16 protein-coding genes are annotated in these 20,508 nt (G+C 61.9%); 12 read left to right on the forward strand and 4 right to left on the reverse strand.

Going from position 1 to position 20,508, the window contains the following annotated elements; translation table 11 throughout:
• Positions 1–3: 3 nt before the first annotated feature.
• Both gmd and AACY49_RS08210 read right to left on the reverse strand, forming a co-directional pair.
• Positions 4–975 (reverse strand): GDP-mannose 4,6-dehydratase, encoded by a 972-nt coding sequence (gene gmd / locus AACY49_RS08205; RefSeq protein WP_258698296.1) that lies wholly within the window; start codon positions 973–975, stop codon positions 4–6.
• Positions 972–1,886 carry a GDP-mannose 4,6-dehydratase gene (locus AACY49_RS08210; protein ID WP_258698295.1) on the reverse strand — a complete coding sequence of 305 codons (915 nt, stop codon included), beginning with the start codon at positions 1,884–1,886 and terminating at the stop codon, positions 972–974. The genes gmd and AACY49_RS08210 overlap by 4 nt, the downstream gene beginning before the upstream one ends.
• Positions 1,887–2,317: 431 nt before the next feature.
• Here AACY49_RS08210 and AACY49_RS08215 point away from each other — a divergent pair, with 431 nt between their 5' ends.
• From AACY49_RS08215 to AACY49_RS08245, 7 genes are all read left to right on the forward strand, one after another.
• Entirely contained in the window at positions 2,318–3,883 is a 1,566-nt protein-coding gene (locus AACY49_RS08215) for a glycosyltransferase (protein ID WP_339522887.1), read from the forward strand.
• A complete protein-coding gene (locus tag AACY49_RS08220; protein WP_339522889.1) occupies positions 3,877–5,181 on the forward strand; it encodes a glycosyltransferase in 1,305 nt (434 codons plus the stop codon). Before AACY49_RS08215 ends, AACY49_RS08220 begins: the two co-directional genes overlap by 7 nt.
• The gene (locus AACY49_RS08225; RefSeq protein ID WP_339522891.1) at positions 5,178–6,077 is read left to right on the forward strand and encodes a class I SAM-dependent methyltransferase; all 900 of its coding nucleotides are present in this window, start codon (positions 5,178–5,180) and stop codon (positions 6,075–6,077) included. The genes AACY49_RS08220 and AACY49_RS08225 overlap by 4 nt, the downstream gene beginning before the upstream one ends.
• Positions 6,074–7,228, forward strand: coding sequence for an acyltransferase family protein (locus AACY49_RS08230; protein ID WP_258698291.1), 1,155 nt, complete (start codon positions 6,074–6,076; stop codon positions 7,226–7,228). The genes AACY49_RS08225 and AACY49_RS08230 overlap by 4 nt, the downstream gene beginning before the upstream one ends.
• Positions 7,222–8,061, forward strand: coding sequence for a class I SAM-dependent methyltransferase (locus AACY49_RS08235; protein ID WP_258698290.1), 840 nt, complete (start codon positions 7,222–7,224; stop codon positions 8,059–8,061). The genes AACY49_RS08230 and AACY49_RS08235 overlap by 7 nt, the downstream gene beginning before the upstream one ends.
• A gap of 161 nt (positions 8,062–8,222) precedes the next feature.
• The gene (locus AACY49_RS08240) at positions 8,223–9,419 is read left to right on the forward strand and encodes a DUF3142 domain-containing protein (protein WP_339523018.1); all 1,197 of its coding nucleotides are present in this window, start codon (positions 8,223–8,225) and stop codon (positions 9,417–9,419) included.
• A complete protein-coding gene (locus AACY49_RS08245; protein WP_339522894.1) occupies positions 9,406–11,538 on the forward strand; it encodes a hypothetical protein in 2,133 nt (710 codons plus the stop codon). Before AACY49_RS08240 ends, AACY49_RS08245 begins: the two co-directional genes overlap by 14 nt.
• Before the next feature lie 3 nt (positions 11,539–11,541).
• On the opposite strand, the gene AACY49_RS08250 is transcribed toward AACY49_RS08245, so the two are convergent.
• A complete protein-coding gene (locus tag AACY49_RS08250; RefSeq protein WP_339522896.1) occupies positions 11,542–12,171 on the reverse strand; it encodes a LysE family translocator in 630 nt (209 codons plus the stop codon).
• A gap of 145 nt (positions 12,172–12,316) precedes the next feature.
• Between AACY49_RS08250 and AACY49_RS08255 the strand changes: the two genes are divergently transcribed.
• On the forward strand, positions 12,317–12,790 hold the full coding sequence (locus tag AACY49_RS08255; protein ID WP_258698287.1) for an Lrp/AsnC family transcriptional regulator: 474 nt from the start codon (positions 12,317–12,319) through the stop codon (positions 12,788–12,790).
• Between the two features lie 121 nt (positions 12,791–12,911).
• Here the strand turns inward: AACY49_RS08255 and lpdA are convergent, their stop codons facing one another.
• Positions 12,912–14,312: a dihydrolipoyl dehydrogenase gene (gene lpdA / locus AACY49_RS08260; protein WP_339522900.1), complete on the reverse strand. Its 1,401-nt coding sequence runs from the start codon at positions 14,310–14,312 to the stop codon at positions 12,912–12,914.
• A gap of 207 nt (positions 14,313–14,519) precedes the next feature.
• Between lpdA and hflK (AACY49_RS08265) the strand changes: the two genes are divergently transcribed.
• From hflK (AACY49_RS08265) to AACY49_RS08280, 4 genes are read left to right on the forward strand one after another with little or no spacing between them, the layout of a single operon-like run.
• Positions 14,520–16,484, forward strand: coding sequence for a protease modulator HflK (gene hflK / locus AACY49_RS08265; RefSeq protein WP_339523020.1), 1,965 nt, complete (start codon positions 14,520–14,522; stop codon positions 16,482–16,484).
• Positions 16,481–17,524, forward strand: coding sequence for a protease modulator HflC (gene hflC / locus AACY49_RS08270; protein ID WP_258698285.1), 1,044 nt, complete (start codon positions 16,481–16,483; stop codon positions 17,522–17,524). The genes hflK (AACY49_RS08265) and hflC overlap by 4 nt, the downstream gene beginning before the upstream one ends.
• Entirely contained in the window at positions 17,521–18,579 is a 1,059-nt protein-coding gene (hflK, locus tag AACY49_RS08275) for a protease modulator HflK (protein WP_339522901.1), read from the forward strand. The genes hflC and hflK (AACY49_RS08275) overlap by 4 nt, the downstream gene beginning before the upstream one ends.
• A complete protein-coding gene (locus AACY49_RS08280; protein WP_339522902.1) occupies positions 18,576–20,486 on the forward strand; it encodes a cation-translocating P-type ATPase in 1,911 nt (636 codons plus the stop codon). The genes hflK (AACY49_RS08275) and AACY49_RS08280 overlap by 4 nt, the downstream gene beginning before the upstream one ends.
• The last annotated feature ends 22 nt before the right edge of the window (positions 20,487–20,508 follow it).

Below are 20,508 nucleotides of genomic sequence, written 5' to 3' on the forward strand. Positions count from 1 at the left end.
GACCTACTCCTTGGCAACCCGTTTCATGTCCGCATCCATCATCATGCGGATCAAGGTGTCCAGGTCGGTTTTTGGTTTCCAGCCCAGTACACGTCGGGCCTTGGCCGGGTTGCCGAGCAGGACGTCGACTTCGGCCGGGCGGAAGAAGGCCGGGTCAATCTTCACGTAGTCGCGGTAATTGAGGCCGATGTGATCAAAGGCGATGCGACACATTTCGCGCACCGTGGTGGTCACGCCGGTGGCGACCACGTAATCGTCAGGCTTGTCCTGTTGCAGCATCAGCCACATGGCTTCGACGTAGTCGCCGGCGAACCCCCAATCACGTTTCGTGTCGATGTTGCCCAAGCGCAGTTCCTGCTGTTTGCCCTGCTTGATGCGGGCGGCGGCGTCGGTGACTTTGCGGGTCACGAACTCGATGCCGCGTAGCGGTGATTCGTGGTTGAACAGGATTCCGCTGCTGGCGTGCAGGTTGAAGCTTTCGCGGTAGTTCACGGTGATCCAGTGACCGTAGAGCTTGGCCACACCGTAAGGGCTGCGCGGGTAGAACGGTGTGTTTTCATCCTGCTGCTCGGCCTGAATCAAGCCGAACATTTCGCTGGTGGACGCTTGATAGAAACGGGTGTGCGGACTGAACTGGCGGATCGCTTCGAGCAGGTGAGTCACGCCCAGGCCGTCGACGATGCCGGTGCTCACCGGTTGATCCCAGGAGGCGGCGACAAAGCTTTGCGCGGCCAGGTTATAGACCTCGTCCGGCGCCGACTTGATCACCGCGCGCTGCACCGAGCAGGCATCGGCCATGTCGCCGTCCAGATAGACGATATCGCCCTCGATCCCCGTCTCGCGCAGCCGCCAACGCGAATCGCTGCTGCGCCGCGCCACCAGACCGTGGACCTTGTAACCCTTATCGAGCAACAGTTTTGCCAGATACGCGCCGTCCTGGCCGGTGATCCCTGTGATCAGTGCACTTTTTGTCATTCTTGTCGTACTCGCGTCTCCCAGTCGGACAGGATCGCCCGCAGGGATTGTTGTGTTGTGATGTCAGGCGTCCATCCTGTGGTCTGGGCGAGCTTGGCATGGCTGCCACAAACGCGACGCTGATCCGCGCGACGAAGACGCGCCGGATCCTGAATCAGTTGCATATCGACCTGAGCGAGGTCCCCCAGTTGTTCGATCAAACTGCGAATGCTCTGCTCGCGCCCCGAGCAAATGTTGTAGACCTGCCCCGGCGTGCCTTTTTCCAGTAACGCCAGGTAGGCCGACACCACGTCGCCCACATCGAGGAAGTCGCGGGTGACATCGATGTCGCCGACTTCCAGTTGTGGTGCTTGCAGGCCTTGCTTGATCCGGCTGATCTGCCGCGCGGCGCTGGCGATGACGAAGCTGTCCTTCTGCCCGGTACCGATGTGGTTGAACGGGCGGGCGACCAGCACCGGCCAGCTTTCGCTCAAACCCCATTGCAGGCTCAAGAACTCCGCCGACAGTTTGCTCACCGCATAAGGATTGCGCGGGCAGGGCGGTTGGAGTTCGGTGATGGGCAAATCTGTTTCGTTGACCTGGCCATAGACATCACCGGAGCTGACATACAGGAAGGTACCGTTGAAGCCGCGGGCCTTGAGGGCTTGAAGCAGGTTGAGGGTGCCCAGCAGGTTGATGTTCAGCGTGCGCGCCGGATCACGGAAGGCTTCGGGAACGAAGGTCTGGCCGGCCAGGTGAATGACCGCATCGGGCATCTCCGGCCATAGGCCTTCAAGGCTTTCTGGCTGTGCGAGATCGTACCGGGAAGGGGCAGGCAGCAGGTCCCATTCCGAGGCGTCAGTCTTCAGACGAGATTGGATGTGTTGCCCCACGAATCCACTCAGACCCGTCACGAACAGACGCTTTTTCAAGCAACGAAACCCCTTGATCATAAAACTTCGCCATTCCCTACAAGCTTGACGGAAATGTCTGACAGACCGGGTGGATTACTGGGTCGAAAGACAGGCGAAGTTCGTTGTTGTGGTTGTTTGGTCGCCAATCTGTGCCAATTGTGCAGCAATTTCAACAGCTCTCAGCGTGACCGGTCAGTTCTCGTTTTTGCCGTCCTATTTATTCTCGCCGGACGGTTCACGAACCCTTAATGGATGTGTTTAGAATGCCCCTCGTCACGATCGCCCGGGGTTCGGCAGGGTTGTCTGAAACTCCGCGAAACCTGACCACTAAAACAAGAACGTAGACGGGCACGAAGACGATGGACGAGGGCGGGCAAACGCCGACTCGATCCGTGGTTTCGCCGTCATAGAGTGAGGCTGCCGGGATGGCGGCCTCATCGTGGAATGCCATGAATTTCATTCTTTACTCGGACGTCAACGACAGCTCCGTCAGCCAGAGCCTCGGTCGTCCCGAATACAGTTATTACTTCGTGCTCAAGGCTTATCGCTCGGTGCTCGAAAGCCTCGGGCGGGTGCATGTGGTGTCCTCCACCGCCGAGGTCGACCCCCTCTACAGGCAACTGCTTGCCGCCGGCGAAGACAGCCTGTTCCTGTCCTTCACCCCGCCGCAGAAAACCCCGAACGACCTTGAGTGCCCGACGATCTGCGTGGTGGCCTGGGAGTTCGATTCGATTCCCGATGAGCAGTGGGACAACGATCCACGGCAGGACTGGACCCGCATGCTGGCGCGCCAGGGCCGGGTGATCACGCTCTCCAGTCATACCGCCCGGGCGATCCGTCGGGCCATGGGCGAAGACTTTCCGGTGTTGGTCTTGCCGACTCCGTTGTGGGAAAACTTCGCGGCCATCCGTAGCCGACATACCAGTGTACCGGTCAATGCCGGTTCGACCCTCGACATCAAGGGCTGCATCTTCGATACCCGCACGCTCGAACTGTCTGCCGACTCGCTGATTCCACCGCCGTTGACCCCGGAGCAGCAGGCCGAACTCGATGCCTTGCGGCCGCCGCCGCTGACCCTGAGACGCCGCTTCGTCATCGCCAGGCACTACCTGCGCCTGTGGGTGCTGGACCTGGGCAAGGCGCAACAGGTACCGGTCCATCGCACACATTTTCTGAGTCAGTGGTACTGGGAAGGGATTCGCGATCTGCTGTCCGCTCCGGCTCACTCCAGGCTCGCAAAATACCTCCCGGCCATTGCCGGTCCGCAGTCGGTGCCGGCCCATGTACCGGCACCGGTGGACCTGCCGGACACGACGGAACAGGTTCAAACACAGGTCGATGGCGTGGTCTACGTCACCGTGTTCAACCCCAAGGACGGGCGCAAGAACTGGCATCAACTGATCAGCGCATTTTGCTGGGCATTCCGGGAAACCGAGGACGCCACGCTGGTGCTGAAGATTACCCAGAGCGATCTGTCGTCCTACTACGCCGAGCTGATGACCTTGCTGGCGCAGCTGTCGCCGTTCGCCTGTCGGGTGGTGGTGATGCACGGTTACCTGGACGATCCGCAATATGCCCGGCTCTATGAGGCGGCGAGTTATTACGTCAACACCTCGCGCTGCGAGGGCCTGTGCCTGCCGCTGATGGAGTTCATGGCCAGCGGCAAACCGGTGATCGCCCCGGACCACACGGCCATGGAGGATTACATCGATGAGCGCGTGGCGTTTGTGGTCAAGTCCAGCGAAGAGCTGACCGTCTGGCCCCAGGACACCCGCATCATCTACCGTACCCTGCGTTATCGACCGGACTGGGGGTCGTTGAAAACGGCCTACGAAAACAGCTACCGGATCGCCAGGGAACAGCCGCTGGAGTACCAGCGCATGTCTCACGCCGCGGTCGGGCGCATGCACGATTACTGCGCCTTCGCCCCGGTGCAACAGCGCCTGGCGGACTTTTTCGGGCTGGCGCCGCACGTGCTGCCGGCAACGGCCGTGACGGATAACGCCTCATGCTGATCATCATTCATTCGGAAACCAACCAGCGCACCATTGCCCAGAACCTGGGCCGTTCGGAGTACAGCTACTACTTCGTGCTCAAGGAGTATCGGCCGGTGCTGGAGCGACTGGGTCGGGTGGTGGAAGTCAGCGACCCGCAAACCGAAGTCGATGCCCTGTACCTCGACTGCCTGGCCCGTGGCGAAGATTGCGTGTTCCTGTCGTTCTCGCCGCCCCATCGCACGCCTGTGCATTTCGCCTGTCCGACCCTGGCGGTGTTTGCCTGGGAATTCAGCACCATTCCCAACGAACCGTTCGCCGGCGAGCCGCGTAATGACTGGCGCACGGTGTTGCGTGCGTGCGGTGCGGCAATCACCCATTCCAGCTACACCGTCAATGCCGTGCGCGAAGCCATGGGCGCCGACTATCCGATCGTCGCGGTACCGGCGCCGGTGTGGGATCGCTTTGCCGAACGTGGTGCGCAGTTGCGGCGCCAGCCATTGGCCAATCAAGTGCGATTGAAGATCAAAGGCTTGCTCGTGGACAGTCGCCAACTCGATTTGCGGGCCTTTGGTCCTGCACATTTGCGAACCGGCAAGGGCATCGACTTTCAGGTGCCTGCACGTGAACAGGCGCTGGTGCTCGACGGTGTGATCTACACGTCGGTGTTCAACCCCGGCGACGGGCGCAAGAATTGGGAAGACATGCTCAGTGCCTTCTGCGTGACCTTCCGCGAGGTCGAAGACGCCACACTGGTGCTCAAACTGACTCACCACGATGCCGAAGAAGCGCTGACCGATATTCTTCATCACTTGTACAAGAACCAGTCCTACCGCTGCCGTATCGTGCTGATTTATGGCTACCTTGCTGATACGGACTACGAGTGTCTGGTGCAGGCCACGAGTTACGTGGTGAACACGTCCTACGGCGAGGGCCAGTGCCTGCCACTGATGGAATTCATGTCGTGCGGCAAACCGGCGGTGGCACCGCGCACCACGGCGATGATCGATTACCTGGACGCCGACAATGCTTTCCTCATCGACTCCACGGATGAGCTGACGGCCTGGCCCCACGACCCACGCAAGGCGTTTCGCACCCTGCGTTACATCACCAGTTGGGCCTCGTTGTGCACGGCCTATCGGGCCAGCTATGACGTGGCCCGGGACGACCCGCAACGCTATGCAAGGATGTCCACCCACGCGGTGGCCAGCCTGCAGAACTTCTGCAGCCAGGCAACCGCTGAACAGCGACTGAAAGGATTTTTGGCCCGGCTGTTCGAACCCTGCACTGCGTCCGCCGTGGAAACCCCCGAGGCATGATCCGCGCATTGATGAGTTGGCTGCGTCCGGCGACAAAACCCGAACCGGTGCCTGTGCCAGCACCGGTGGCGCAAGGCAACGTGTCGCCGCGAGATGTCGGCTTGCACGACGCCATGCTCGACGGCTGGTTTTCGGGCGACAGCGGCGAACTGCTCAAGGGCTTTGCCATCACCGCGAACGACACCTTGCTGGATGTCGGTTGCGGCGAAGGCGTTGCGACGTTGTTTGCGGTGCGTCAGGGCGCGTCGGTGATTTTTACCGACAGTGAACACGACAAGGTCCGTGACCTGGCCCGGCAAGTGGAAGTGCAGACGGACAAGCCAGGACTGGGGCTGGTCAGCAATAGCCTGCCGTTGCCGCTGGCCGATGGTTGCGCGAGCAAAGTGGTGTGCATGGAAGTGCTCGAACACATCGACCGGCCCGAGCCGCTCATGGCCGAGCTGGTGCGCATGGGTCGTCCCGGTGCGCAGTATCTGCTCAGCGTGCCGGCACCGGTGGGCGAGCACTTGCAGCAGGGTATCGCGCCGGCCAGCTATTTCCAGTCACCCAATCACGTACAGATTTTTACCCCGGAACGCTTCGCCGCGCTGGTGGAGGGCGCCGGTCTGGTGATCGAACATCGCCAGGCCACCGGGTTTTTCTGGGTGATGGGCATGATCTTCTTCTGGGCCAGCGAGCGCGCGGCCGGGCGCGACCTGGGCGGTGCGGTGCGGGATCGGATTCAGGCGCCGTATCCGCCGCTGATGGAGAGCTGGGCGAAAACCTGGCAAGACCTGCTGGCGCAACCTGATGGCCTGGCGATCAAGCAGATGCTCGATCAGTTCATGCCCAAGAGCCAGGTGATCATTGCGCGCAAACCCATGACGAGCGGCTCAAAAGCCGGGACGCTGCCATGAGCAGTCGACGGATCCTCGATATCGAGTTGTTGCGCGGGATCGCCGTGCTTGGCGTGGTGGTGCATCACCTGCAAAGCGTGCCGTTTCCGGGGGGGCTGCCGGGCTTCGAGTCGGGCATGGACTACGGGCAACTCTGGTGGGGCGTGGATCTGTTTTTCGTCATCTCGGGGTTTGTGATTGCCCGTGGCCTGATTCCGCTGCTGCGTGGATGCCGGACACCGCAGGCCTTTTGGCAGGAAACCCGCGATTTCTGGGTTCGCCGGGCCTTTCGTCTGTTGCCATCCGCCTGGTTGTGGTTGCTGCTGATGTTGTCGGGTGCGCTGTTGTTCAACCAGTCGGGCGCCTTTGGCACGGTGCAGGCCAATCTGCAGGCGACGCTGGCTGGCTTTCTGCAGTTTGCCAATTTTCGGTTTGCCGAAAGTTTCATGAATTTCGAATACGGCGCCAGCTTCGTTTACTGGAGCCTGTCCCTTGAAGAACAGTTCTACCTGCTGCTGCCGTTACTGATCCTCGCTTGCCGCAAGCGCTTGATATGGGTGTTGCTGGCCTTGGTTGCCGTGCAGCTGTTTACCTGGCGCTCGGCCTTGTTGATGAGCATCAGGACCGACGCCCTGGCACTGGGCGTGTTGCTGGCAATGTGGAGCTCAAGGCCGAGTTATCTGGTTTGGGAGCCGCGGTTGTTGAGCCGCCGTTGGGCAGGCCCGTTGATGCTGATCGGTGTGGCGGCGGTGTTGAGCGTGATGGCGAGTCCACCGTTCAATCTGGCGAGTTACCGGACGGGAGCACTTGCCTTGCTGTGCGCGGTGCTGGTGTGGATCGCTTCCTACAATCGCGATTACCTGCTGCCCAAGGGCAAGCTCAAACAACTACTGGTGTGGTTGGGCGCCCGGTCCTATGGCATCTACCTGATTCACATCCCGGCGTTTTTTGCCGTGCGCGAAGGCTTGTTTCGTTTCGCGCCTGGCGGTTCGCAGGACGTGGCGACGCAGCCGGCACTGGCGCTGTTTTGCGCCCTGCCCCTGATCGTGCTGCTGAGCGAACTCAACTACCGATTCATCGAGCTACCCATGCGCAACCGGGGTGCCCGTCTGGTGCAACGCTTGCGTGCGTCCCGATCAGCCCTTCCATCCTCTGGAGCCACCTCATGCTGAGCCTTTTGAAGAAACTCACGGCGGGCACGCCCGCTGCCGCGCAGCCGCTGACGCCAGCACCATCGGTATCCGACAAGGTCGACCCGTACATGCTCGGTCTGCACGACGCGATGCTCAGTGGCTGGTTCAACCAGCAAACCGGCGAGCTGTTCACAGGTTTCCCGGTCAGCCCCGAGGACACGCTGTTGGACGTGGGCTGCGGCGACGGGGGCAACGTGCATTTTTGCGGCATGCGCGGCGCGAAGATCATCATTGCCGACATTGACGCGGCCAAGGTCGAAGCAACTCGTCAGCGCCTGAGCGACACGCCGGCGCGGGGCGTCGAGTGCCACGTCACGGACTGCAACCCGCTGCCGATTGCCGACGCGACCGCGACCCGGGTGGTGTCCACCGAAGTCATCGAACACGTCGACGATCCGGCGCAGTTCCTTGCCGAACTGGTGCGGGTCGGCAAGCCCGGGGCACTGTATTTGCTCAGTGTTCCGCACCCGAGTTCCGAAGACCTGCAAAAAGACATCGCCGCGCCTGAGTATTTCCAAAAGCCCAACCACATTCGCATCATCAGCGAAGAGCAGTTCAAGTCGATGGTCAGCGACGCCGGCCTGGAAGTCATCAGTCACAGCCAGTACGGGTTCTATTGGTCGATGTGGATGCTGTTGTTCTGGGAAGCCAAGGTCGATTTCAGCAACGCCGACCACCCGTTGCTCAACCATTGGGCCGACACCTGGCAGGCCGTTCTGTCCTCGCCACGGGGCGCGCAGATCAAACGGGCGCTGGACGCGGTCGTGGCGAAAAGTCAGGTGATCATTGCTCGCAAGCCGATGGCTGAGTAGGCTGCCGGGAATTCGTAATAGATCAATTGTGGCGAGGGAGCTTGCTCCCGCTGGGCTGCGAAGCAGCCCCTCATTTCATCAGACACACCACATTGGCTGCATTTTCGACTGCTGCGCAGCCGAGCGGGAGCAAGCTCCCTCGCCACAGAGGATGAGGGTTCATTGTGTTTTTCATTCGTCTGTCGGCCTTGCTTGCCGCATTGCTGTTGCTCAGCGGTTGCGAGCGACCGGACGCGCCACCGCTCGATCAGCAACTCTATGTCTGGCAGCGCCAATGGACGTCGGCCCATGACGCCGCGCTGCGCGACAGCCGCGCCGACTTCTCGAGCTTGCGCGTGCTGGCCTTGCAGGCGTTTCCGCAGGCCGGTTGGAGCCGGGCGCGGATCGATCCGGCGCGGCTCAAGCGTGATGGTCGACCGCTGATTGCGGTGATTCGTCTGGATGGCCAGCTCAAGGGGCTGGATCAGGACGAGGTCACGGCGCAGATCCAGCAGGTGCTCAGCGATTGGCAGGGGCAGGGGTTGATCCTCACTGGCGTGGAAATCGACCACGATGCGGGCAACGCCCGGCTACCGGCCTACCGCGAGTTCCTCACGCATTTGCGCGCGGTTCTGCCGGCGTCCTTACCACTGAGCATCACCGCGTTGCCGGCCTGGCTCGACAGCCCCGAATTGCCGGCGCTGCTGGCGACGGTCGACAGCAGCGTCTTGCAGGTGCATGCGGTGAGCGATCCACGGCGTGGGCTGTTCGACCCGGATCAGGCCCGGCAGTGGGCCAAGGCCTGGAGCCGTATCACCTCGAAACCGTTTTATCTGGCGCTGCCGGCTTATGGCGTGGCGCTGTTGCCGGGGGCCGGTGGCGCGCCGGTTGTGGAAAGCGAAGTGCCCATCGAGCGGGGCGGCAAACGCCGGGAATTGCTGGCAGACCCGCAGCAACTGAGCAAACTCGGCGCCGAGTTGCGCGCCGATCCGCCGGCCCATCTGGCCGGGCTGATCTGGTTTCGCCTGCCCCTAGCCAATGATCGCCGGGCCTGGAGCCTGATGACGCTGGTTGCTGTGGCGCGTGGCGATACGCTCGACAGTCGCGTGGGGCTGAAGCTCTCGGCGCAGGACGGCCTCTACGACATCAGCGTCAGCAACCAAGGCAACCTCGACAGTGCCTGGCCCGAACGCCTGACGTTGGCGGTGCGGGGCTGCGAGGGTGCCGATGCGCTGGCCGGTTATGCGTTGCAACAGCGCCCGGATCTGCTTACCTTCACCCGCCTGCGCGACGGTCGAATCCCGGCCGGCGGGCAGCGCGCCATCGGTTGGGCACGCTGCGCAAATATTGATCAAGGAGGTTCGAATGTTCACCCGTAACTGGCCCCGCCATGTGCTTTGCCTGAGCCTCAGCCTGCCGTTGGGTTCGGTGCTGGCCTGCGGGCCGGACTTCCCCATGCGCCTGCTGGACAACCGTGACCAGTCGCTGGCGGAACTGCCGGAAGGCAACTTCAACCTTGAGATCAACCGCCTCGGGCATGCCATCGCGGGACTGAAAAATGTCACCGCAGCCACCAACATTCCCGGGGACGGTTATGGCGATGCGCCCGATTACACCGGTCAGCGCGACACCGCCGAACAGGCCGGTTTGACGCCCGAGCAACAAGCGCGGGTGAAACAGCTGCGCAGCCTGACTGATGCCCGTCAGGTAGAAGAGCAAGGCGCGAATCTGCCGACCGAGTTCACGTTCTATCTGGCTGGCGCGGTGGCGTTCAACGCCGGTGACCATGGTTTGGCCGCCGAATACTTTCAGAAAGTGCTGGCGCTGCCGGCGGATCAACGCCCGTTGCGCAGCACCTGGGCGGCTTATTCGTTGGGGCGGGCACTGTTCGCCATGAGTTCAGAAGCAGGTGCCGGCCCGGACCTGCTGGCTCAATCTCGAAAGGCCTTCGAGCAGACTCGTCAGTTGAGCATTGACGGCTTCAGCGCCCCGTTGGAACTGGGTGTCGCCAGCCTCGGCGAAGAAGCGCGAGTGGCCCGCACCGCTGGCGACTGGAACAACGCCATCGAACTCTACGCCACGCAAAACCTCCACGGTTCGGCGGTGGGTTACACCTCGCTGAAGCTGTTGATGGCCGATCTGGCGGCGATGCCTGACGATCAACTGGCCGGGTTGCTCAAGGGCAAAGCGGTGCAGCAACTGGTGACGGCGTCGTTGATCAGTCGACTGGGCTGGTCATTCGGTGATCAACCGCCGAACGAACAAAAATTGATCAAACTGCTGCAAAACAGTACCCGTGGCAGTCTGGATAACGCTGATCGCCTGGCGGCGATGAATTATCAACAGGGCGATTACGCCAGCGCCAAAGCCTTCCTCGAACAGGCCGGTGACGGCGGCCTCGCGTGGTGGCTGCGGGCCAAACTGGCGTTGCGTGAGGGCGACAAAGGCGCTGCCGCCGCGGCCTACGCCAAGGCAGCCCAGGCCTTCCCGCAGAACGAGTCCTGGGGCGAACGAAGGACTCCGGACTGGGATTACGAAACGGTGCAGCCCAAGTGCCGGGTCAACGGGGAAAGCGCGATCCTCGCCCTGCAACGCGGGGATTACCTGCAAGCCTTCGATCAGCTTTATCGCAGCCAAAACATTTACTGGTACGACGCGGCCACCGTTGCCGAGCGGGTGCTGACCCTCGATGAACTCAAGCAGTACGTCGACACCCAGGTACCGGCACCGCCGCCGCTCAGTCAGCAGGATCGTGACAATTATGTGCCGTTGCCAGTGGCCGCGAGCCTGCGCAATCTGCTGGGGCGGCGCCTGTTGCGTGAAGGGCGTTATGACGAAGCACCGGCTTACTTCGACAGCGTCGATCTGCAGAACAAGGCCAAGGCGTATGGGCAGTTGCGTCAGGAGGCGGACGCTGCCTGGTGGCCGACCAAGCGTGCCGCGGCGTTGTTCAATTCCGCCGGGATGGCACGCCGATGGGGCATGGAGCTTCTCGGCTACGAAATGGCGCCGGATTACGCCACATTGGGTGGTAATTACAGCCTTGAGAGCCGCGAGCTCGAGGTCGGTCCGTTAGTGGCTGAAGATGAAGTACTGCGTCAGCAAGCCAGCGCCGCTCAACCCGATGAGCGCTATCACTACCGTTATGTCGCAACGGCTTTGGCCAGTCGTGCTGCCGATAATCTGCCTCATACCAGCCAGGCTTTTGCGGCAGTGTTGTGTGCGGCGGCGGGGTGGAACACCAGCCTTGAAGAGGAAAGTGCCTTCTATCAACGGTATGTAAAAGAAGGGCCGTACGTGGATTGGGCGGTGAACTTCGGTCACCAATGCCCTTATCCCGACTTTCAGAACGCCAGCAAACGTTATGTAACCCAGGCCACCGATGCTACGCGTTCGATGTTGCGGCCTTACAAGAAGCCGGTGCAGGTAGGCGCTATTGTGGCGATCACGGCGGCGGCGTTGCTGCTGATCAGTCGCCGTCGTCGTAAAGCGCGGTAACGCTCAAGCCTGTTGCACAAAGGTCAGCCGCACCGCGAAGCCGATTAACAGGCTGCCGAACAACCACTGCTGTACCCGCTGGGCCGATGGACTGCGTTGCAGCCAACGGCCCAGTGCGGCGCCGACCAGCGCGTAGGCGCTGTCGAACAACAACCCGACGCCGACCAGCATCATGCCCAGCGTCGCAAATTGCCCGAGCACTGGTCCGGCGTGAGGCTCAATGAACTGCGGCAGCAGCACCGAGCAGAACAGCAGTGCCTTGGGGTTGAGCAGGTTGGTCAACAAACCGCGCTGGATCGCCTCGCGCCAATGCGGTTTTTCAGTCGTGGCGCCTGCACCGTTCAAGCTCGGCAGCATCGTGGTGCGCAGGCACTGAATGCCGATCCACAGCAGGTACGCGGCCCCGGCCAGGCGCACCACATCAAAAGTCCAGGGGGCCGTCTTGAACAACGCCGCCAAACCCAACGCCGCCAAGGCCACATGACAACCACGCGCGATGCCCAACCCCAACGCCGTGGCCAGCGCCGCGCCTTTGCCCTGACGCGCGCCGGTCTGCAACAGCAGAATCATATCCGGGCCGGGCAATAGGTAAACCACTGTCAACGCCACGAAAAACAGCCAGAGTTCTGCCACGTTGCACCCCGTTCGTTGTCGATTTGGTGAGGTCAGTCTACGGCCGAGGGGCAGGGCAGGTGGTTGCGTAGTCAGCTTCTAAAGCTTCAATACTTGGCATAACCTGCCACTTTGTGATGATCGAACAGTCAGGATCTGCCAAACCATGAAACTGGACGCCTACGACCGCAAGATTCTCGCGGCACTGCAACGGGACGGACGCCTGAGCAACGTGCAATTGGCCGACGAGATCGGCCTGTCCGCCTCGCCCTGTTTGCGTCGAGTACGGATGCTGGAAGAGGCGGGCGTGATTCGCGGCTATCAGGCCAATCTGGATCGGGATGAAGTGGGCCTTGGGCTGACGGTGTTTGTCGGGGTCAAGGTCGAACGGCATAACGATGAACAGGCCGAAGCCTTTCGCCTGGCCGTGACGACATTGCCTGAGGTGATTTCGGCGTTCCTGGTGTCAGGGGAGTCTGATTTTCTGTTGCAAGTGGTGGTGCCGGATTTACGCGCCTATGACCGGTTTCTCACCGGGCGACTGCTGAAGTTGCCGGGTGTGAGCGACATTCGCAGCAACTTTGCGATTCACACGGTGAAGACGCCGGGGGCGCTGCCGCTTGAGCATTTGCCGCTTTAGACCGAGTCGACTGCATCGCGAGCAGGCTCGCTCCCACATTGGTTTTGTGAACGCCACAGATCAAATGTGGGAGCGAGCCTGCTCGCGATAGCGGTAGTTCAGTCTCCATCGACCTCCAGGCTTACATCTGCGTCGCCATCCCCTCCACATCCATTGCCGCCTGGCGCAGGGCTTCGGAGCGGGTCGGGTGGGGATGACAGGTCAGGGCGATGTCTTCAGCCGAGGCGCTGAATTCCATGGCCACGCAATATTCGCCAATCATTTCGCTGACGCTCGGGCCCACAAGGTGCACGCCGAGGACTTCGTCGGTGCGTTCATCGGCCAGTACCTTGGCGAAGCCTTCAGTCTCGTGGTTGATCTTCGCCCGGCTGTTGGCGGTGAAGGGGAACTTGCCGACTTTGTAGGCGCGACCTTCGGCCTTGAGTTGTTCTTCGGTCTTGCCGACGCTGGCCAGCTCCGGCTTGGTGTAGATCACGCTGGGAATCAAGTCGTAATTGACCTCGCCGGCCTTGCCGACGATCTGCTCGATGCAGGCCATGGCTTCGTCTTCGGCCTTGTGGGCGAGCATCGGCCCCGATGTGACGTCACCGATCACCCAGACGCCCGTGGCTTCCGTGCGGTGGCCCTTATTGGTGAGCATGCCGCGTTTATCCGTGGCGAGACCGACGTTTTCCAGTCCCAGGCCTTGGGTATAAGGACGACGACCAATAGCCACCAGCACGTAATCGGCTTCAAGCACCTCGGCGGTGCCGCCTGCGGCTGGTTCGACGCTGAGTTGAACACCACTCGCCGAGGGGGTGGCGCGGGTGACTTTCGAACTCAACTTGAAGTTGATGCCTTGCTTGCTCAATGAACGCTGAAGGGTCTTGCCCGCCTCGCCATCCACCCCGGGGCAGATCCGGTCGAGAAATTCGACCACCGTCACCTGAGCGCCCAGGCGCCGCCATACCGAGCCCAGCTCCAGACCGATCACCCCGGCACCGATCACTACCAGATGCTTCGGCACTTCGGCCAACGACAACGCGCCCGTGGAGTCGAGGATGCGTTTGTTGTCGATGTCGACGCCCGGCAGGGGAGTGGGTTCGGAACCGGTGGCGATGATGATGTCTTTGGTGCTCAGCTGGGTCTTGCCACCCTGGCTGTCGGTCACCGTGACCTTGCCCGGCCCGTCGATGTGGCCCCACCCCTTGATCCAGTCGACCTTGTTTTTGCGAAACAGAAACTCGATGCCCTTGGTCAGCCCGGTGACGCTTTCATCCTTCTGTTTCATCATCTGAGCCAGGTTGAGCACAGGTTTGACCTCAATCCCGAGGTTGGCGAATTCCGCCCCCATGGCCGCGTCGTAGAGTTCGGAGGCATGCAGCAGGGCTTTGGACGGCATGCAGCCGACATTCAGGCAGGTCCCGCCCAGAGTGGCGCGGCCTTCCACGCACGCCGCTTTCAGACCCAACTGGCCGGCGCGGATCGCTGCGTTATAACCGCCGGGGCCTGCGCCCAGAATCACGACGTCATAGGTGCTCATAGTGGTACTCCTGGTGAAAGGGTGCAGGATCGATAAAAGTAGTCTTCGAAAAAATTACGAACGTAATATGTGCGTTTTGAGCCATTTCGGTCAAGGCTTCAGCTTGGCGACAGGTTTAGCGCTTTTAGATAGAACGATTCAGGACGAAAATTTCACCATTTTCGTTATATCGTAACGAATTGTGATGTGAGCAATGACTGGGGTGGTATGCAAGTCGATCTCGATGGCGATGGAGCACAGATAGCAGGGCTGCCGCGCTTTCAGCAGGCGGTCGTTCAAGGACGTCGATTGCGCCAATGGGCAATCGGTTTGGGTGCCTTGGCGGCGGCAGGGCTGGTGTTGGCGTTTTTTGTCGGCCTGTTTGCACCGCAGTCGCTCTGGCCAGCGTTATTGGTCAATCAGAGCGCCGGTTTGCTGGTGCTGGTCGCCGGTTTGCAATCGGCCTGGTGGGTGACGCAGTGGCGTGCACGGGTGATGAATCCAGCGGTGTTGGTGCCGGTGGCTGTGGTCGAGGAAGTCGTTGCCGCCGAAGGTTGGTACGAGCGGTTGCTGGAGCGCATCAGTCAGCGTTGGCTGCGCTTGCTGGGGCAGATCGGTGCACCGACGCTCTGGCTTGGCGGCTGGGCGTTGTTGACGTTGTACAGCATCGAGCAAGTCTGGAGCCTGGCCCTACCGCCCGCTATGTTGGGAAGCGCGGCTAGTGTCGGCGCCGCGCTGTCGTTGCTGCTGGCGTTCGGTTTGTTGGTGCTGGAGCGGCAACTGGCCCAGGAAAACGTCGCCCAATGGCCCGAGGCCGGGTCGTTGGCGCAGCTGACGCGGGTTGCAATTATTGGCCTGGTGCTCAGCGCCCTGTGTTTATTGTTCGGCAGTGAAACGTCAGTCTGGCCAGTGCGTCTGGCGGTGCTGATCGGCTTGTTGCCGGGGCTGGTCGCCGTTGAGCTGTTGCTGCGCGCCGTGTTGTCGCTGTTCAGTCCTCGTCGTGAACAACTGGAACCGGCCTTGCTGGCGCGAAGCTTTGTCGCCGACATGCTGCGCTGGCCGCCGCAACCCCTGCTCGCATTGCAGCACGAAATACACAATCGCTTCGGTATCGATCTGCGGCAGATCTGGGCCTTCACCTACATGCGCCGCGCTTTTTTGCCGGTGCTTGCGGTGGTGGCGACCGTCGGTTGGTCGCTCACCGGTATTCATGAAATACCGCTACAAGGGCGGGGCATCTACGAACGTTTCGGCAAACCGGTGGAAGTGTTCGGCCCCGGTTTGCACACCGGTTTGCCGTGGCCGCTGGGCCGGGTGCTGAGCGTCGAAAACGGTGTGGTCCACGAGTTGGCCACCAGCGTGGGCGAAACGTCGGCCCCGGTCGAGGCCGAACCTGCCGACGGCCCGGCGCCGGCGATTGCCAATCGCTTGTGGGACGCCAGCCATGTGAATGACAAATCCCAGGTCATTGCCAGCAGCCGTGCCGACAAACAGAGCTTCCAGATCGTCAACATGGACGTGCGCTTCGTCTATCGCATTGGTCTGAGCGATCAGGCGGCGCTGGCCGCGACGTATAACAGCGCCGACGTGCCGACGCTGATCCGCAGCACCGCCAGCCGAATTCTGGTTCATGACTTCGCCTCAAGAACCCTCGACGGTTTGCTCGGCGAGGACAGGGTAGGGCTCGCCGAAGAGATCGGTCGCGCCGTGCAGGCGGACCTGCAAAAACTCGACAGCGGCGTGGAAATTCTCGCCACGGTGGTCGAGGCCATTCACCCGCCAGCGGGGGCGGCTAACGCTTATCACGGCGTGCAAGCGGCGCAGATTGGCGCCCAGGCATTGATCTCCCGCGAGCGCGGTGCAGCGGCGGAGGCGTCCAACCAGGCGCAATTACAGGCCAGTATCGCTCGTGATCAAGCCACGGCCAGTGCTCATGAAATCAACTCGGCCGCTCAGGCCGCCGACCTGAAATTTGCCGCTGAGCGAAAGGCTTATTCCAGCGCCGGCCAAGCCTTCGTGCTGGAGCAATACCTCAGCCAACTGACCCAGGGTTTGGCCAACGCCAAGCTGCTGGTTCTCGATCATCGTCTGGGTGGCAGCAGCAATGCGCCGACCATCGACCTACGTACATTCACGCTGCCGGCTGACCTTGCGCCGCCGCGTAATACCGCTCAGCCAGGAGCCGCCCATTGAGCCAATCGACGCCTACTCACGATCACGATGACCACGCCGGCCACGATCACGGCCATGGCGGGCATCACCACGGTCATCATCACCACCACCACGGTGATCCACACGAAGCTGGCCCATTCCCGTGGCGGCGGATGGGCTGGGCAGCGCTGCTGGTGGCGTTTGCCATTGCGGCGGCGAGCCTGGTGCAAGTGCGCTCGGGAGAGGCCACGGTGATTACGCGCTTCGGCAATCCATCGCGGGTGTTGCTGGAGCCGGGTCTTGGCTGGCGCTGGCCAGCACCGTTCGAGGCGGCGATCCCGGTGGATCTGCGGCTACGTACCACCTCCAGCGGTTTGCAGGATGTGGGCACGCGCGATGGTCTGCGCATCATCGTGCAAGCCTACGTGGCCTGGCAGGTGCAGGGTGATCCGGACAACGTGCAACGCTTCATGCGCGCCGTACAGAACCAGCCGGACGAAGCGGCGCGGCAGATTCGTACCTTTGTCGGCTCGGCGCTGGAAACCACCGCCAGCAGTTTCGATCTGGCCAATCTGGTGAACACCGACGCCAACCAAGTGCACATCGCCGACTTCGAGGCACAGCTGCGTCAGCAGATCGATCAGCAGTTGCTCACCACCTATGGCGTGCGAGTGCTGCAAGTCGGCATTGAGCGTTTGACCCTGCCGTCGGTGACACTCACCGCGACCGTCGATCGTATGCGCGCCGAGCGTGAAACAATCGCCACTGAACGCACGGCCATTGGTAAACGGGAAGCCGCGCAAATTCGCTCCGCGGCCGAGCGTGATGCGCGAATCGTGCAAGCCGATGCGACGGTGAAAGCCGCGGACATCGAAGCCCAATCCCGCGTCGAAGCCGCGCAGATTTACGGCCGGGCCTACGCCGGTTCACCGCAGCTCTACAATTTGCTGCGGTCCCTCGACACCTTGGGCACCATCGTCACGCCGGGCACTAAATTGATTTTACGTACCGATGCCGCGCCGTTCCGGGTATTGGTTGACGGCCCGCCGACCCTCGATAACAAGTCCGGGTCGCAGCCATGAGTTTGGTTCCACGTGGAACAAATGAGTTGAGCAGCCCCTGGATTCAGGCCGGGCGCTTGGCTTTTCTGGCGCTTTACGCCGTGACTGTGCTGGCTGCGTTGGCATGGGCATTTTCCAATGTGCGGCAAATCGACCCGCAAAATCGTGCCGTGGTGTTGCACTTCGGCGCGCTGGATCGCATTCAAAATGCCGGGTTGCTGTTGGCATGGCCGCGCCCGTTTGAGCAGGTGATCTTGTTGCCGGCAGCGGATCGAGTGATTGAGCGTCGGGTGGAAAATCTTCTACGCACCGATGCCGCGTTGCAGGCTGATCGAGTGGCGAGCTTCGCCACGCCCATCAGCGATGCACTCGCTGGCTCCGGTTATCTGCTGACCGGGGATGCGGGCGTGGTGCAGCTGGATGTGCGGGTGTTCTACAAAGTCACCGAACCCTATGCCTTCGTTCTTCAGGGCGAGCATGTGCTGCCGGCGCTGGATCGGCTGGTGACACGTAGTGCCGTGGCGCTCACCGCTGCGCGAGATCTGGACACCATTCTGGTGGCTCGACCAGAACTGATCGGCGCGGACAATCAGGCTGCCGAACGTCGTGAACGCCTACGTGGCGATCTGGTGCGGGGCATCAATCAACGCCTGGCCGAACTGACGGCGACTGGGCAGGGCTTGGGTATCGAAGTGGCGCGGGTCGATGTGCAGTCGAGTTTGCCCGGCCCGGCGGTGAGCGCTTTCAACGCCGTGTTAACCGCCAGCCAGCAGGCCGACAAAGCCGTGGCCAACGCGCGCACGGAAGCCGAGAAACTGACTCAGAGTGCCAACGAACAAGCCGACCGCACGCTGCAAGTGGCTCATGCCCAGGCCAGCGAACGATTGGCAAAAGCCTCTGCCGACACCGCCACGGTACTGAGTTTGGCCAAGGCGCAACAGCAGGGCACCGACCCGCAGATGCTGCTGCGTATTTACCGTGAGCGGATGCCGAAGATTCTCGGGCAGGCCGGCTCGGTGACGACGGTCGATCCGAAAGACGATTCGCGCCTGATCATCCAGGGAGCTGCGCAATGACTGCCCATACCGCCGCCGCGCCGAGCATGTTGTCCTCGGCTGAACAACGTAGCGCCGCGCGCCAGTTGACCCTGGCGATGCTTGCACTTGGGTTGCTTGCGCTGGGCCTGATCTGGCGCTGGTTGTCGCCGGAGCAGACCGGGGTCAGCCAATTGCTGCTGGGGTTTGCCTCCTTGCTGGTGGCCGTGCCGGTGATGCGCTCGGCGTGGTACAGCCTGCGTTATCCGAGCCTGCACGGGATCACCGATCAGTTGATCGCCCTGGCCATGCTCGGCGCCTGGGCCACAGGCGATCTGCTCACCGCGGCGCTGCTGCCGATCATCATGATCTTCGGCCATGTGCTGGAGGAGCGCAGTGTGATCGGTTCCCAGGAAGCGATTCATGCCCTCGGCAAACTGACGCGCAGCCATGCGCGCAAGATTCAGGCTGACGGCTCCGTCGTCGAAGTCGACAACGGCACACTCAAGGCCGGCGACCTCGTAGAGGTGCGTGCCGGTGATCGCGTGCCGGCCGATGGCCGGGTATTGTCCGGCCAGGCGAGCCTCGACACCGCATCGATCACCGGTGAGTCGGTGCCAATAGAGGCCGTTGTGGGCATGCCGGTGTTCGGCGGGGCGATCAACCTCGATGGCCTGCTGCGCATTGAAGTGACCCGCACGGGGCACGAATCGACGCTGGGTAAAGTCATCGCGCTGATGCAAAGTGCCGAACGTTCCAAGCCACCCATCACACGTTTGCTCGAACGCTATGCCGGCAGCTACATGGTGCTGGTGTTGCTGCTGGCTGCCGTGACCTGGTTCGTCACCAACGATGCCCAGGCGATGCTCGCGGTGTTGGTGGCCGCTTGTCCTTGCGCGCTGGTGTTGTCGGCGCCGGCCACGGCCATTGCCGGGGTGGCGGTGGCGGCCCGGCACGGGATTCTGATTCGCAGCTCGGCGTTCCTCGAAGAGTTGGCTGACCTGACGTCGTTGGTGGTCGACAAGACCGGAACCCTGACCTTCGGCACCTTGCGTCTGCAATCGATCGACAGTCCGCTGGAGGATCGCAGTCACGTACTGAAACTCGCCGCCAGCCTTGGTTCCGCCAGTAGCCACCCGGTCAGCCGCGCGTTGGCCGGGTTGGTCACGCAGGAACACTTTCTGCTGCTCTCCGACATTCATGAGCGTCAGGGGCTGGGCGTCGTGGCGATGACCGAGCAGGGCGAGGCGGCCCTCGGTCGTCCGGAGCTGTTCGCGCAATTGGGCATCGCCACTTCAACTGTTCCCGAACACGATGGCCCGATTGCCGGGCTGGCACTCGACGGCGAATTTCTCGCCTGGCTGTTGCTCGCCGACAGCGTCAAACCCGAGGCGCGGTTTGCCCTGAGCGAGTTGCGAGAACTGGGCCTGGGTCGTCAGTTGTTGCTCACCGGGGATCGGCAAAGCGTGGCACACACGCTGGCCCGTGATGTGGGCATCAGCGATGTCGAAGCCCAGGCCTTGCCCGAGGACAAACTCAATCGCGTGCTGAAAGAGATCGGCAACGGTTTCCGGCCGATGGTGGTGGGAGACGGCATCAACGATTCCCTGGCGCTCAAGGCCGGTGTCGTTGGCGTGGCCATGGGCGCGGGCGGCGCGGACATTGCGCTGGCTTCGGCCGATATCGTACTGATCGGCAGCGACCTGCGCCGGCTCGGAACCTGCGTGCGCTTGAGTCGCCAATGTCGGCAGACCTTGCAGGTCAACGTGATTATCGGGTTGGGCTGGACCCTGGCCATCGTCGCGTTCGCCGCATTCGGCTGGCTTGGCGCGGCAGGCGCGATGATTGCCGCCCTGTTGCATAACTTGAGCACGCTATTAGTGCTCGGTAATGCCGGGCGTTTGCTACGCTTTCAGGAACCCCTACTCAAGCTTAAGGATGAGGTGTGAGCATCTACAACTGTTCAGGACT

This window comes from Pseudomonas sp. EL_65y_Pfl2_R96 (assembly GCF_963970905.1).
Taxonomy (GTDB): domain Bacteria; phylum Pseudomonadota; class Gammaproteobacteria; order Pseudomonadales; family Pseudomonadaceae; genus Aquipseudomonas.